At 66.1% G+C, this 11,461-nt stretch carries 12 protein-coding genes; 2 read left to right on the forward strand and 10 right to left on the reverse strand.

Going from position 1 to position 11,461, the window contains the following annotated elements:
• Positions 1-17: 17 nt before the first annotated feature.
• The 7 genes from ACFB49_RS02055 to ACFB49_RS02085 all read right to left on the reverse strand — a co-directional run bounded on the left by ACFB49_RS02055 (position 18) and on the right by ACFB49_RS02085 (position 6,324).
• Complete coding sequence (locus ACFB49_RS02055; RefSeq protein WP_380875283.1) at positions 18-1,568, reverse strand: 2-isopropylmalate synthase; 1,551 nt, start codon at positions 1,566-1,568, stop codon at positions 18-20.
• 235 nt (positions 1,569-1,803) lie between these two features.
• Positions 1,804-2,097 carry a putative quinol monooxygenase gene (locus ACFB49_RS02060; RefSeq protein ID WP_380875286.1) on the reverse strand — a complete coding sequence of 98 codons (294 nt, stop codon included), beginning with the start codon at positions 2,095-2,097 and terminating at the stop codon, positions 1,804-1,806.
• Positions 2,098-2,118: 21 nt separating this feature from the next.
• Entirely contained in the window at positions 2,119-2,529 is a 411-nt protein-coding gene (locus tag ACFB49_RS02065) for an FKBP-type peptidyl-prolyl cis-trans isomerase (protein WP_380875289.1), read from the reverse strand.
• Complete coding sequence (locus tag ACFB49_RS02070) at positions 2,526-3,134, reverse strand: NADPH-dependent FMN reductase (protein WP_380875292.1); 609 nt, start codon at positions 3,132-3,134, stop codon at positions 2,526-2,528. Before ACFB49_RS02070 ends, ACFB49_RS02065 begins: the two co-directional genes overlap by 4 nt.
• Before the next feature lie 125 nt (positions 3,135-3,259).
• Entirely contained in the window at positions 3,260-4,396 is a 1,137-nt protein-coding gene (locus tag ACFB49_RS02075) for a dipeptidase (RefSeq protein WP_380875295.1), read from the reverse strand.
• Complete coding sequence (locus tag ACFB49_RS02080) at positions 4,393-5,721, reverse strand: amidohydrolase family protein (RefSeq protein WP_380875297.1); 1,329 nt, start codon at positions 5,719-5,721, stop codon at positions 4,393-4,395. Before ACFB49_RS02080 ends, ACFB49_RS02075 begins: the two co-directional genes overlap by 4 nt.
• A 291-nt stretch (positions 5,722-6,012) precedes the next feature.
• Positions 6,013-6,324, reverse strand: coding sequence for a PspC domain-containing protein (locus tag ACFB49_RS02085; RefSeq protein ID WP_380875300.1), 312 nt, complete (start codon positions 6,322-6,324; stop codon positions 6,013-6,015).
• 307 nt (positions 6,325-6,631) lie between these two features.
• On the opposite strand from ACFB49_RS02085, the gene ACFB49_RS02090 reads away from it, so the two are divergent.
• Entirely contained in the window at positions 6,632-8,059 is a 1,428-nt protein-coding gene (locus ACFB49_RS02090; RefSeq protein ID WP_380875302.1) for an alginate export family protein, read from the forward strand.
• A 10-nt stretch (positions 8,060-8,069) separates the two neighbouring features.
• Here ACFB49_RS02090 and ACFB49_RS02095 read toward each other — a convergent pair whose 3' ends face one another.
• Positions 8,070-8,402: a UrcA family protein gene (locus tag ACFB49_RS02095; RefSeq protein WP_380875306.1), complete on the reverse strand. Its 333-nt coding sequence runs from the start codon at positions 8,400-8,402 to the stop codon at positions 8,070-8,072.
• Between the two features lie 113 nt (positions 8,403-8,515).
• Here ACFB49_RS02095 and ACFB49_RS02100 point away from each other — a divergent pair, with 113 nt between their 5' ends.
• Positions 8,516-9,427, forward strand: a complete 912-nt coding sequence (locus ACFB49_RS02100; protein WP_380875308.1) for a LysR family transcriptional regulator — start codon at positions 8,516-8,518, stop codon at positions 9,425-9,427.
• Here ACFB49_RS02100 and aguB read toward each other — a convergent pair.
• Both aguB and ACFB49_RS02110 read right to left on the reverse strand, forming a co-directional pair.
• Entirely contained in the window at positions 9,424-10,272 is an 849-nt protein-coding gene (gene aguB, locus ACFB49_RS02105) for an N-carbamoylputrescine amidase (RefSeq protein ID WP_380875310.1), read from the reverse strand. The two genes, ACFB49_RS02100 and aguB, sit on opposite strands and share 4 nt — an antisense overlap.
• Positions 10,273-10,468: 196 nt before the next feature.
• Positions 10,469-11,461: an agmatine deiminase family protein gene (locus tag ACFB49_RS02110; protein WP_380875312.1), complete on the reverse strand. Its 993-nt coding sequence runs from the start codon at positions 11,459-11,461 to the stop codon at positions 10,469-10,471.

Genomic DNA, 11,461 nt, shown 5'->3' on the forward strand with positions numbered 1-11,461 from the left:
CGGCGGGCATGCGAGCCTCAGCCGGCGGCCACGTCCACCGGCGCGCGGCCGCGCTTCACCATCAGCTTGTTGAGCGCGTTCACATAAGCGCGGGCCGATGCGACCAAAGTGTCGTGATGCGCGCCGCGACCGCGGGTGGTGCGGCCTTCTTCCGACAGCAGCACCGAAACCTCGGCCTGCGCATCGGTGCCGCCGGTGACGGCATGGACCTCATAGCGTTCCAGCGTGCCGCGCTCGTGCGGAATGAGTTCACGGATCGCGGCGAACAGCGCGTCGACCGGGCCGCTGCCCCGCGTCGCCGCCGTCTTTTCCTCGCCGTCGATCTCGAGCGTCAGGATCGCGCGCGCCGGGCCGGTGCCGCAGTGGATCTCCACTTCCTTCACCTGGATGCGGTCATGCCCGCGCAGCACCTCATCATCGACCAGCGCGACGATATCCTCGTCGAAGACCGCTTTCTTGGCGTCGGCGAGTGCCTTGAAACGCACGAAGGCATCCTGGAAGGCATTGTCGCCCAGGCTGTAGCCAAGATCTTCCAGCTTGGAGCGGAAGGCGGCGCGGCCCGAATGCTTGCCCATCACCAGGTTCGACGTCGAAACGCCGACGCTTTCCGGCGTCATGATCTCGTAGGTCGACGAATCTTTCAGCATGCCATCCTGGTGGATGCCGCTTTCATGCGCGAAGGCGTTGGCGCCGACGATCGCCTTGTTGGGCTGGACCTGGAAGCCGGTGATGCCGGAAACGAGGCGGCTCGCCCGCGTGATCTCGGTCGAGACGATGTTGGTGCGGACCGGCATGACGTCATGCCGGACCTTCAGCGCCATCGCGATTTCCTCGACCGCGGCATTGCCGGCGCGCTCGCCGATGCCGTTGATCGTTGATTCCACCTGCCGCGCGCCCGCCATCACCGCCGAAAGGGTGTTGGCGACGGCGAGGCCAAGGTCATTGTGGCAATGCGTGGAAAAGATCGCCTGGTCGGCATTGGGCACCCGATTGACCATGTCGCGGAACATCGCGCCATAGGTTTCGGGCGTGGCGTAGCCGACGGTATCGGGCAGGTTGATCGTCCGCGCGCCGGACGCGATCGCGATTTCGATGGCGCGGGCCAGGAAATCGGGGTCCGATCGCGTCGCATCTTCGGCCGACCATTCGACATCGGGGCAGAGGTTGCGGGCGTGCGCGACGGTGCGGCCGATCGCCTCCAGCACCTCCTCCGGGCTCTTGTTGAGCTTGACCCGCATGTGGAGCGGCGAGGTGGCGATGAAGGTATGGATGCGGGGCTTGCCCGCATGGCGCACCGCTTCCCAGGCGCGGTCGATATCCGCCGCAGCGGCGCGGGCGAGGCTGGCGACGGTGGCCGTCTTGCACTGGCGGGCGACTTCGCTCACCGCCTCGAAATCGCCCTGGCTGGCGATGGCGAAACCGGCCTCGATGATGTCCACGCCCATGGCTTCAAGCTGGTCGGCGACCTGCAGTTTTTCTTCCAGGTTCATCGAACAGCCGGGAGACTGCTCGCCATCGCGCAGGGTGGTGTCGAAAATCAGAATAGTGTCGTTGTTGGCATTTGGCACGGTCGCCTGCTCCTGTCGCAGGGTTGTCGTTCGGGGTGATCTTTTGCCCTTAGACGCCGTGGCTCGAAGCCTCCGCGGAGGCCAAGCGAAATCGCGCGCCTAAGGGCGCGTAAGTCGAAGCAGGAGAAGGCCGCGGCGCGACAACATGGAATGGCCCATAACGCGGGATGCTTAATAAAGTCCAGCCCGATCCGCCCTTCGCGCAATATCATTGCGAAAGGGCGGGCCGAATAACCTAGACCGTCTTCAGATAATCCAGATAGCCGCCATCGGGCGGGCCATCGAGCGCGGCCATCACCGGCCCCAGTGCTTCCTTGGGCAGATGCGCGCCGGCACCCTTGTGGGCATCGACCGAATCCCACTTCTCGATGAAGATGAAGCGGCGCTCGTTACCGATGTCGCGCAGCAGTTCGACACCCTGGCAGCCGGGGATCGGCCGCACCGCGTCGGCCAGACCACGCAATGCTGTTTCGAGCACTGCGTCCTGCCCTTCGGCGGCGTGCATCACATAATGCCTGGCGACTGTCATGGCGTCTCTCCTGTCTGGTCGTCATTCCGGCGGGTTGATGGCGACAAGCTCGATATCGAAGGTCAAAGTGGCGCCCGGCGGGATGTCCGCGCCGGCGCCCGCGTCGCCGTAAGCCAGCTCCGGCGGGATGACGAAGCGGTACTTCGATCCGACTTCCATCAGCTGCACGGCTTCGGTCCAGCCGGGGATGACCTGATCGAGCGGGAAGGTGACGGGCATGTCGTAACGGCTGGCGTCGAAGGTCGTGCCGTCCGCCAGCATGCCTCGATAATTGACCTGCACGCGATCGGTTGCGGCCGGCCGCGGTCCCTTGCCCTTGCGCAGCACCTGATATTCGATGCCCGAAGCCGTCTTGGTGACGGCCGGCGCTGCGAGAGCCGGGGCGGCCGGCAGGGCTGCGGCAATCGCCAGCGCGACGATGAAAGCCCTCACGCGGCGCTCGTTTCGGTCACGCTCGGATCGACGCGGCGCAGGCGGGCAAATTCAAACACCTGGCGGCCGACGAGTTCGAGCTGGTTGCTGGCGCCGGCATCGCTGCACACGCCGCCCTTGAAGATGCCGCCCGAGCTGTTGATCGCGGCGCCCAGCGGCGTCGGCCAGCCGCGTAGCGCATGGACGATCGAACGCAGGGTGGCGAGCGTGCTGCCGGTCGCCTGCCAGCCATAGGCGGTGGCGATCAGGCCGACAGGAACGCCGTCCAGATAAACGCGCACGTCCTTCGACGTTTCTTCCAGATAATCGATGGCATTCTTGACGAGGCCCGAGATCGATCCGTGATAGCCGGGACTGGCGATGATCACGCCATCGGCGCGACGGATAGCCTCGACGAATTCGCGCCCCTCGGCCGAAGTGGTGCTCGCTTCGGTCATATAGTGCGGCATTGCGGCGAGCGTCGCCGAACCGAACAGCTTCACCTCGGCACCGGCGCGCTCGGCTGACGCGAGAGCGATCGCCAAGGCCTGTTCGGTCGAGGAATTGGCGCTCGCCGTGCCCCCGATTCCGACGATGAACGGCTTGGTGGCAATCGAATCCGGCATCAGTATCTCCTTGGTATCGTCGACGCGATGCCATGGGGGCAGGGTGATCGCAACGTCCGAACGGAGGATATGCGGCCCTTCGTCCTACCCTGAATGCTGATGGCCGGATATGCCAAGCCGGAGCTTCAGCCCCAGATCTCCTGCGCGTGGCGCACGAAATTCTGGCCCAGGATCTTCTCGATCCGCGTCGTCGAATAGCCGCGTTCGCGCAACAGCCCGGCGAGCTTGCGGAACTGGTCCGGCCCGCGGAGATCGACGACGAAGGGATAGGTATCGGGCCGCTCGCCCGTCGCGCTGATGCCGGAGGCGCGGCGCTTGGCGATCTCCTCGGCCAGGCGGCTTTCATAGGCCTTCAGGTCGTCGATCTGGCTGGTGCCGCCATCGGTGCCGATGCCGACATGATCCTCGCCGCAGATGTTCACGGCATGATCGATATGGGCGACGACATCGGCCGCGCGGGCATGGCCGGTGGGGTTGAGGAAGGGCATGAAATAGATGCCGACAAAGCCGCCCTTTTCGGCGACCAGCCGCAATTCCTCGTCGGTCTTGTTGCGCGGCAGATCGGTGACGGCGCGGCAGCCGGTATGATTGATCGAGATCGGCCGCTTGGAAAAGCGCGCGGCCTCCAGGCAAGTTTGCTGGCCGCTGTGGGATAGATCGACCATCACGCGGTTCGCATTGAGGCGTTCGATCACCTCGCGCCCGAACGGGGTGATGCCGCGATTCTCCGGCGCCATGGAGCCATCGCCGAGCTGGTTGGCGGGGTTGTAGGTGAGCTGGATGATCTTGACGCCGAGATCGGCGAAGATGTCGACGCGGCTCGCATCCTTGCCCATCATCGCTGCATTCTGGAAGCCATAGATCAGGCCGGTCTTGCCCTCGGCCTTGGCGCGGAGGATGTCGGCGGCGCTCATCACCTTCAGCAGATCCTTGGGATGATCGCGGACGAGCTTGTCCCACTGCGCGACTTCACGAACGCTGTATTCGAACGGCTCGTCCGGGCCGGAGACATAGCCGATCGTGACGTTGACCGCGGTCTGGCCGGAGGCGCGGGCATCGGCGAGTGCGCGGGCATCGAGGAAGGGACGGTCGCGCTTGGTGGGATCGTTCGGGTTTTCGAGGCCGCCGAGCGCGTTGACGACGATCATGCTGGCGATCGGATCGCCTGCTGCCCAGGCCAGTGCCGGTGACGCCAGCGCAGGGGCGGCCAGCGCGCCGGCGCCGAGCGCGAGAAAGGATCGGCGATCGGTATTGCTGCTCATTCGTCGTCCCCCAGTTCGTCTTTGGTCAACAGCTTGAAGTCGCCGCGGGGGAAGGCGTGGCCGCGCTTCACCGTTATCGTGATGCTGTCGATATTCCTGATATTTTCCAAGGGGTTTTTGGACAGGATGACGAGATTGGCGAGCTTGCCGGGTTCGACCGTGCCCATGTCCTTCTCCTGCCCGGCGGCGCGCGCGCCGATCAGCGTGGCGGAGCGGATCACCGCGGCGGCGGGCATCTTCGCTTGCTCGACCAGATAGACCAGTTCGTCATGCAGTTCGGGCCACGGGTCGCTGGCGTCCGCGGTGCCGTCGGTGCCGGTGGAGATTTCCACGCCGGCCTTGCGCGCCTGCTGGATGAGCCGCGCGGCGAGATCGGCGGTGCAGAGCGCGGGTTTTTCCGGGTGCGCCTTGGCGCGGGCGTCATAGTCCAGATAGACGCGGCCGGTGGCGTCGAGGATGATGCCTTTCGCTGCCATCTGTTTGAACAGGTCGGCCGTCACCGGGCTGCCTTGCTTGCCGAAGCGATCGAAGGCGACGGGGACGCGCTTCTGGTAGGAGCCGGGCACCGCGTCCGACGCCTGATAGGCGAGATAGCAGACATGGCTGATGACGTCGGGGCCTGCGGCGATCACCTCCGCCGGGGTCGCCGGGAAGATCGCGCCATGCGCCCAGACGGGGATGCCCTGGCGGTGCGCCTCCGCGACGATCGCGGCGACGCGCTCGCCCGGCATGTTGGCATAAGCCTTGATCGCGCTGGCATAGGTGCCGCGGGCGAGGGTGACGGCGGTGCGCAGGTCGGTCGTCTCGTCGATCGACTGCATCCACGGCACCTTGCCGGGCGTGGTGCCCATGGCGGCCGCGATCGTCCGCTTGTCGTCGAAGAAGCTGGGGCCAGCCATCAGCGCGGCATAAAAGAGGTCCGGGGCGGCGATCTCGCCCACCAGCGAGGCGCGCGTGATCTCGGCGACCGAGCGCAGATCGTCTGCCATGTCGCGGACCGCAGTGACGCCGCCATAGAGGTTCCGCCGCAGCACGGCTTCGGCCCGCACGCGATCGGGCGGGGTCGCGACATGGACATGGCTGTCGATCAGGCCGGGCAGGATATATTGGCCCTTGAGATCGATCACGTTGGCGTTCGCGAGCGAGGCGCCGGAAATGTCGCGGTCGCCGACCACTTCGACGATGCGGTCGCCATCGACCACGACCGCCATGCCGCGGCGCATCGGGCCACCGGTGCCGTCGATCAGGGCAGCGTTGCGATAGACGGTGCGCGTGCCCTTTGCCGGGGCGGCGAACGGGACAGGGGTGGCGGCTTCAACGGCCATGGGCGCGCATGTCAGCGCCAGAGCGGGCAGCGCCCGCCAGATCGATAGTCTAACCGTCATTCCCGCCCCGATGATCTGCGATGATCGCCTGTCCTAGCGAGGGCGGGGGAGGGGGAGCAAGCGGCGCGGCGTTCCGTGGGACGCAAGGGTGGGGGAGCTATCCGCATTCTCAACCTTGCCGTCATGCCGGCGCAGGCTGGCATCCATGGCTCTATCCTTCGGCGTTACCGTTTGTGGAGAGAGCCATGGACCCCAGCCTTCGCTGGGGTGACGGTGTCTTTTGACAGGCTGCTAAGCGGCGACCGCGAGTTCGGGTTCTTCGCGCTCAATCTGGGCCGCCTGCGGCGCGGCGGGGAGAACCGCGACCGCAGGCGCTTCGGCCGCGCGGCGGCGGGCGCGGGCCGGGAAGATCAGGCGCGAGGCGAGGACGATCACGCCGATCGCGAGATAGGCGGAGATCGCCGCCATCGGGTTGAACAGCACAACAACGCCGAGCGCGACCCGCAGCCAGTTCGCGTTGAAGCCGAAATCCTGGCCGAGCGCTTCGCACGCACCGAAGAAGGTGTCGGGGCGGCGGAAAAGGGACGGCTGGGCGGCGTGCATCTGGTTTACTCCTTGGCTCAGCGGGGAACTCTCCGCTTGTTGCCGATCACGCTGCACGCTCCGTGCCAGATGAATGTTAAACTATGATGTTCAAGGATTTGGCGGGTTTTGGCGGGACGGTGTGCCTCAGGATGGTGAAAATCGCCGCCAAAGGTTGGTGAGAAATCCCAAATATGGGCTTCGCTGTCGCGGCGGGACTGTCCGTTTGCGGACAATTTTCGCTTTGTCGCGGCGATAACCCTTCCGAAACCGGGCGCGCCGATTGGCGCCTATAAAGAGCGTGTAACCCTGTTGGAGTTCCGATCAGATGAAGACCGAGATCGGGCGCGACGCTGTCCGCCCGAAAGCCCCGCGCGCTGCCATGCGCACCCGCCACTGGCTGCTGGCCGCATCGTTCGGGCTGCTCGCGCCCGGCGCGGCCCAGGCGCAAGCCAACCCGCTGCTGGCCGCGGTCGGTGCTCCCGAGGGGCTGACCTTGAAGGCGAGCCTGCGCTCTCGCGTCGAGGGACTGGACGGCCAGTTCCGCCCCAATGCGGCCGAAGATGATTTCATGTGGTCGCTGAAGACCAATATCTTTGCCGAATATGATGCCGGCCCGGTGCGCCTTGGCGGCGAGTTGTGGGACGCGCGGACCTATGGCCAGAAGAAGAATTCGTCGGCGGGGACTACCGAGGTCAACGCGATGGAAATGGTGCAGGCCTATGTCGGGATCGATCTCGACGATCTGCCCGGTGGGTCGAAGGCCTTCGTCAAGGCCGGCCGCTTCACGCTCGACATCGGATCGCGCCGCCTGATTGCGCGGCAGGCGTTCCGCAACAGCACCAACGCTTACACCGGCGCCTATCTCGACTGGAACAGCAAGGCGGGCGACCGGCTGGTTTTGCTATGGTCGATGCCGCAGATCCGCCTGCCCGATGATGCCGACGGCATTCGCGATGACGAGGTGAAGTGGGACCAGGAAACCACCGACCTCCAGCTTTTCGGCGGCAGCCTGACCAAGGCCAATGTGTTCGGCAAGGGCACGCTGGAAGTCTATGGCTATCGCCTGTTCGAGCGCGATTCCGCATCGCGGCTGACGCGCAATCGGCGGCTGTTCACGCCGGGCATCCGCCTGGCCCGCAAGCCGGCGAACGGCGCTTTCGATTATGATCTGGAAGCGGCCTACCAGTTCGGCGAGACGCGCGGCAGCACCGCGGCGACCGATCTGACCGACCTCGACGTTTCGGCCTATTTCGTCCACGCGGAGATCGGCAAGACCTTCGCCGGCGCGTGGAAGCCACGAATTTCGCTGCATTTCGACGAAGCGAGCGGCGACGGGCCTTCGGCGGGGAACTATAACCGCTTCGACAATCTTTATGGCGCGCGGCGCTTCGAGTTCGGGCCGACCAGCCTCTATGGGCCGGTGGGGCGTGCGAACCTCTCGTCGCCGGGCGTGCGGATGGATGTGAAGCCCGACAAGAAGACCGATGCGATGGTGATGTATCGCGCCTTGTGGGCGGAGGGTGCGACCGACAGCTTCTCGTCGACCGGCGTGCGCGATCGCACGGGGGCGTCGGGGCGCTTTGCGGGGCATCAGATCGAGGCGCGGGTCCGGCACACGCTGATCCCCGATCTGCTGCGGGTCGATACGGGCGTCGCCTACCTCGCCAAGCGGGGGCTGCTGAACGACGCCCCCAACGCGCCGGATACGGGCGATACCAAATATGCCTATATCGACCTGACGTTTGAGATCTGAGTGCAGCCGCTCAATTCGGCTGCTTCGACGCCAACTGGGTCGGGGTTGCGGGTTGGGCGGCGGCGACCAGTTGATCACGCTCTGCCTCGGCACGGGCGAGGGTTTCGGCGCGGCACTGGCGTACGGTGTTGGCACCCTTGGGATCGGCGCTCGACATCGGGCCGCAGGCGGTTTCCACGGCGCTGCGCAGCCGGCGATCGAGGACCGCGCGGTCCTTGGCGTTGGAAAGATCGAGATCGGCATGGCGGACCATCTCGGTCCCGGTGCCGGTCAGCGGCTGGGCATGAGCCGGCGCAACGCACAGGGCACCGGCAAGCGCGGAAAGCGCAAGCATCGTCTTCATGGCTGTCTCCGTGGGGCAGGGCCGGCGGTGGTTTCGCCGTGGGACTTTGATAGCCCAACCTGCTGAGTCCTGACGAACAACGATGTTGCATGTGCGTTCTGCAAAAGTGCAGAATGCTCTTCATGCTCGACTGGAATGATCTGCGCTATTTCCTGGCGGTCGCGCGCACCGGCAGCACGCTCGCCGCGGGCCGCGAGCTGCGGGTGAGCCAGACGACCGCGGCGCGGCGCGTGGCGGCGCTCGAGCAGGCGCTGGAACTTACCCTCTTCGACAGGCGGCAGGCGGGCTATGTGTTGACGCCGGCGGGCCAGGCGCTTGTGGCGCAGGCAGAAGCGGTCGAGGCGGCCGCCGGTGCGCTGGCCGAGGCGGCGGCGTCACAGGGACGCGACGCGAGCGGCACGGTGCGGCTGACCATGCAGGAGCTTTACGCGGTGACAGTGTTGGCGCCGATCCTGCGCGATCTGCACGCCGCGCATCCCGGCATCCGCATCGAACTCGATACCAGCGATCAGGTGCGCGATCTGGCCACGGGCGGCGCCGATGTGGCACTGCGCAGCGCCGACCGGCCGACCGGCGGCGGGCTCGTCGGGCGACGCGTGGGCGACGATATGTGGACCGTCTATTGCAGCCGCGACTATGCGGCTCAGCACGGGCGGCCGAGCCGCCGCAAGGACCTGCACGACCATCCCTTTATCGGCGGCGGCGGTCCCGGCGTGTGGCGCGTCTATCGCGCATGGCTGGAACGCAACGGGCTGGAGGACAAGGTGGCGATGCACCATGATTCCGAAACCGGCCTGCTCTCCGCCATCCGATCGGGCATCGGTCTGGCCGTACTGCCCTGCTTCATGGCGGAGGGCGAGCCCGATCTGGTCCGCTGCCTCGATCCGATGCCGGGCGAGATGCGCGGGCTATGGCTGCTCACCCACGAACGCCTGCGCCACACGCCGCGGGTGCGCGTAGTGATGGACTTTTTGGGCGATCGGCTGGCGCGGCTTGGGCGAGAGCGGGTGATCCCCGTCCGCTAGATATCCTGCGCCAGCCGCCCGTAAAGCTCGGGCCGGCGATCGCGGAAGAAGCCGAAGGCGGCGCGGTGGCGTTTCACCCGATCGAGATCGATCGTCGCGACCAGCACGCCCGTTTCCTCGCGCCCGAAGGCGGCGAGATAGTCGCCGCGTTCGTCGGCGATGAAGCTGTGGCCGTAGAAGGTCATCGCGCCTTCCTTGCCGATGCGGTTGGACGCCACCACCGGCACGACGTTCGACACCGAATGGCCGACCATCGCGCGCTGCCACATCCGGCTGGTGTCGAGATCGGGATCATGCGGCTCATTGCCGATGGCGGTCGGGAAGAACAGTATCTCCGCCCCCATCAGCATCATCGTGCGCGCTGTTTCCGGATACCATTGGTCCCAGCAGACGCCGACGCCGATCGTCGCCTTCTCCGTCGGCCAAACCTTGAAACCGGTATTGCCGGGGCGGAAATAGAATTTCTCTTCGTAACCGGGGCCGTCGGGGATGTGGCTCTTGCGATAGACGCCCATCACCTTGCCGTCCGGCCCGATCATCGCGAGGCTGTTATAATGATGCGGCCCATCCGCCTCGAAGAAGCTGGTCGGGATATAGACGTTGAGTTCATCCGCAAGCTTCTGCATCGCCAGCACCGAGGGGTGGCTGGCGGTGGGCTTTGCGCGGGTGAATAGTCCCTCGTCCTCGACCTGGCAGAAATAATGCCCTTCGAAGAGTTCGGGCGGCAGGATCACCTGCGCGCCCTTTGACGCGGCCTCGCGCACCAGTTCGGACACCGCCTTGATGTTGGTTTCCACGTCATCGCTGAGCGCGAGCTGGAGGGCGGCAACGGTCAGTTCGGTCATCGACAGGTCTCCGGGGGCGGCTGGCCCAAATAGGCGCGGGCAGGGCCGACGCCAAGCCCGGAGCTTTATGTTCCATTTCCGTCATGCCAGCGGAGGCTGGCATCCATGGATCCCTCCACGAGCGGTGGCCCATGCCGGTAGAGCCATGGACCCCGGCCCGCGCCGGGGCGAAGGATGATTTCTGGGGGGGGGGCGTTCAGGCGCTCGGCACCTGCTGGCTGATGCAATGGAGGCTGCCACCGCCCGTCAGGATATGATCGGCGAGGATGCCCACGGTGCGACGGCCGGGGAACAGAGCGCCGATCGCGGCCACGGCGGCATCATCGTTGGGCGCGCCATAGATAGGCACGACGACCGCCGCATTGCCGATATAGAAGTTCATGTAGGAGGCGGGCACGATCTCCCCGTCGCGCTCGACCTTGCCGGGGGAGGGGACGCCGACGACCTCCAGCCCGAAAGCGCGGGCTCGGGCGGCGGCATCGCGATAGATCGCCTCGTTCGGGTCGTTCGCGGTCGGCTCCGGGATGGCGATGCGGCCGATGCCGACAAAGCGGGCGAGATTGTCGACATGGCCGTCGGTATGGTCGTTGAGCAGGCCGTTGCCGAGCCACAGCACGCGATCGAGCCCGAGATCCGCCTTCAGCCGCGCCTCGATATCGCCGCGCGACAGATAGGGGTTGCGGTTGGGGTTCAAGAGGCATTGCTCGGTCGTGACAACCAGGCCGGTGCCGTCGACATCGATCGCGCCGCCTTCGAAGATCCAGTCGCGGCTTTCGACCGGGAAGCGCGCGGCTTCCGCCAGTGCGCGGCCGATCTTGTCGTCATTGGGCAGATCATATTTGCCGCCCCAGCCGTTGAAGGCGAAATCCATCGCCGTCGGCACGCCGGCGGCCGAATTGGTGGCGTGGACGATGATCGGGCCGGTGTCGCGCAGCCAGATATCGCCGAACGGCGCGGTGACGACATCGACCGAGGGACCGGCCATCGCCAGCGCATCCTTGGCGGACGCCTTGTCGGCGGCGACCAGGACGACGCGTTCGCCCGCGCCATCGGCATCGACCGCACGGGCGAAGGCGACGACCTCCTCCCGCGCCGGCTGCAGATCATCTTCCCACAGATCGGCATGGCTGGGAAAGCCGATCCAGACGCGATCATGGGGTGCCCATTCGGCGGGTTGGCGGTGGGTCAT

This window comes from Sphingomonas sp. DBB INV C78, from assembly GCF_042693015.1.
Lineage (GTDB): Bacteria > Pseudomonadota > Alphaproteobacteria > Sphingomonadales > Sphingomonadaceae > Sphingomonas_E.

Coding starts and splice junctions, on each gene's coding strand:
- ACFB49_RS02060 (WP_380875286.1), bottom strand. CDS start 2,097: ATGACAGTCGCCAGGCATTATGTGATGCACGCCGCCGAAGGGCAGGAC.
- ACFB49_RS02070 (WP_380875292.1), bottom strand. CDS start 3,134: ATGCCGGATTCGATTGCCACCAAGCCGTTCATCGTCGGAATCGGGGGC.
- ACFB49_RS02075 (WP_380875295.1), bottom strand. CDS start 4,396: ATGAGCAGCAATACCGATCGCCGATCCTTTCTCGCGCTCGGCGCCGGC.
- ACFB49_RS02080 (WP_380875297.1), bottom strand. CDS start 5,721: ATGGCCGTTGAAGCCGCCACCCCTGTCCCGTTCGCCGCCCCGGCAAAG.
- ACFB49_RS02085 (WP_380875300.1), bottom strand. CDS start 6,324: ATGCACGCCGCCCAGCCGTCCCTTTTCCGCCGCCCCGACACCTTCTTC.
- ACFB49_RS02090 (WP_380875302.1), top strand. CDS start 6,632: ATGAAGACCGAGATCGGGCGCGACGCTGTCCGCCCGAAAGCCCCGCGC.
- ACFB49_RS02095 (WP_380875306.1), bottom strand. CDS start 8,402: ATGAAGACGATGCTTGCGCTTTCCGCGCTTGCCGGTGCCCTGTGCGTT.
- ACFB49_RS02100 (WP_380875308.1), top strand. CDS start 8,516: ATGCTCTTCATGCTCGACTGGAATGATCTGCGCTATTTCCTGGCGGTC.
- aguB (WP_380875310.1), bottom strand. CDS start 10,272: ATGACCGAACTGACCGTTGCCGCCCTCCAGCTCGCGCTCAGCGATGAC.
- ACFB49_RS02110 (WP_380875312.1), bottom strand. CDS start 11,461: ATGACCCACCGCCAACCCGCCGAATGGGCACCCCATGATCGCGTCTGG.